A 2,422-nucleotide genomic window follows, 5' to 3' on the forward strand; every position below is an offset into this window, starting at 1 on the left:
CCAGATCCCCGCCGGGCAGCACGCGCTGCGCCGTCCAGCCCGGCGCGGCCAGCACCGGCAGGAAAGGCTGGAGCTTTTCAAGCGCGTGCTCGGCCAGGCGGCGATAGGTGGTGATCTTGCCGCCAAAGATGGACAGCATCGGGGCCTGACCGCCCTGCGTATCGACATCAAGCACGTAATCACGCGTCACGGCGGAGGCATTCTTGGCGGCGTCATCATAAAGCGGGCGCACGCCGGCATAGGTCCACACCACGTCATCAGGCGTGACCGGCTTCTTGAAATAGCGGTTCACGCTTTCACACAGATATGTGATTTCCTCGGGCGAAATCTCGACATGGCCGGGGGCCTGTGTCCAAGGCACGTCCGTGGTGCCGATCAGGGTGAATTCCTGCTCGTACGGAATGGCGAAAACAATGCGCTTGTCCGGATTCTGCAGGATGTAGGCCTGCGGTCCGTCAAACAGGCGGGGCACCACAATATGGCTGCCCTTGACCAGACGTACCTGCTTGGTGGAACTGACCTGCGCGCGTTCACGCAGCACCTCGCTCACCCACGGGCCACCGGCATTGACCAGCACCCTCGCCCGCACGGTGCTCCGGCTGCCATCATGCGTGTTCTCGATCTCGGCTTCCCACACGCCATCCGTCCGGCGCGCGCGCACCAGCCGCGTGCGGGTGCGGATCTCCGCGCCACGGGCGCGCGCATCCATGGCGTTGAGCACCACGAGACGGCTGTCCTGCACCCAGCCATCGGAATAGGCGAAGCCACGCGCAAGTTTGCCATTAAGCGGCCTGCCCGCGGAACTGGTGCGGAAATCAAGCGATTTGCACTTTGGCAATGTCATGTTGGGGGCGAGATGGTCGTACAGGAACAGTCCCAGGCGCAGCATCCACGCGGGCCGCGCCTGCGGCGTGTAGGGCAGCACGAAGCGCATGGGCCAGATGATGTGCGGCGCGATGCGCAGCAGGTTCTCGCGCTCGATCAGCTTCGCGCACAAGACGGAATTCATAATATTCCAGATAGCGCAGGCCGCCATGGATCAGCTTGGTGCTGGCGGACGAGGTATGGCTGGCCAGATCGTCCTGCTCCACCAGCAGCACGGATGCGCCGCGCCCCGCCGCATCACGCGCGATGCCCGTGCCGTTGATCCCCCCACCCACGACCAGCAGATCGACCGGGTCGCCGCCCGTGGGGGACGGGCGGAATGTTTCGTCCATGGACGCCATGTAGATGCTCCTCCTGATGCGGATGTTCGTAAACGAACATTATGTGCATTTCAATAGGGGAACCGCACATTGGACGGAGCCGTTAAGGAAGATGCGGAAAACCTGAATATCGGGATTATCAGCCATAAATCCGCCATGATGTAAGGAGTGCACGATCAGATGTATTTTTGTGCATGTGCGAAAACGCGCAGCCAGAGCATTCATCCACCCTGATTAACGTGCCCATGCGTGCCGGGTTGCGCCACATGCGTTCTGCCCGGTTGGCATAAGCAATGTTACGCAATATTGGGCCGATCCTGAAAATAAGGGGAACCTTTTGCCCATCTCGCGCACTCCACCCTTTCCGGCACGGAGATGTTCGTTTAAGAACATGATCGGGCCAACAACCGGCAAGAGACCGGGCCGACCTTTCCCATCCAACGATAATAAAAGAATAAAGTGGGTTGAAATGTTGAAGAACCGTCAATTCCTGGGCGAACTGATTTCGGAATGCATCGCGGTCATGATCATCGTGCTGATCGGTGATTCCGTAGCCGCCATGTACACGCTGTACGACCCCAGCCCATACAAATTCTCCTACTGGGGCGTATGCATCGTATGGGGCTGGGTGTGACCATCGCCATCTACATAACCGGCAGCGTATCGGGCACGCACGCCAATCCGGCGGTTTCCGTCGCACTGGCGCTGTATCGCGGCTTTTCATGGCGCAAGGTGCCCGCCTACTGCGCGGCACAGGTGGTGGGCGGCATGATCGGCGCCGCACTGGTCTATGCGCTGTACCAGCCGGTCATCGACCATTATAATCTGGTTCAGGGCCTGTCGCGCCCCGATGGCGGGGCGGCGGGGGTCTTCTTTACCCATCCGGGCGAGAACATCACACCGCTGCACGCGCTGCTGGATGAAACCATCCTGACCGCGCTGCTGCTGTTCGGCATCTTCGCCATTACATGCGAGTACAATACCGTAGCCCCACAGGCCAATTCCAGCGCGCTGATCATCGGGCTGCTCGTGGCCAGCATCGGGGCCTGCGCGGGCTATCTGGAGGCATGGGCCATCAACCCCGCGCGCGATTTCGGGCCGCGCGTGTTCTGTTACCTGATGGGATGGGGGCACGCGGCCTTCCCTTCCCCCGGCGGCTTCTGGTGGGTGCCGGTTGTCGGGCCGCTCTGCGGTGGGATCATCGGGGCGGGCGGCTA

The 2,422-nt window shown here is 61.4% G+C and carries 1 protein-coding gene and 2 pseudogenes; 2 read left to right on the forward strand and 1 reads right to left on the reverse strand.

Annotated elements, in window-relative coordinates:
* Positions 1-1,133 (reverse strand): annotated as a pseudogene (glpD, locus tag JCM25156_RS24515) (glycerol-3-phosphate dehydrogenase); the annotation flags it as partial.
* Between glpD and JCM25156_RS31285 the strand changes: the two are divergent.
* Positions 1,048-1,230 (forward strand): hypothetical protein, encoded by a 183-nt coding sequence (locus JCM25156_RS31285; protein WP_242402661.1) that lies wholly within the window; start codon positions 1,048-1,050, stop codon positions 1,228-1,230. The pseudogene glpD and the gene JCM25156_RS31285 sit on opposite strands and share 86 nt — an antisense overlap.
* Before the next feature lie 444 nt (positions 1,231-1,674).
* Positions 1,675-2,422: pseudogene (locus JCM25156_RS24520) on the forward strand (MIP/aquaporin family protein); the annotation flags it as partial.

It is taken from the genome of Komagataeibacter kakiaceti JCM 25156 (assembly GCF_000613305.1).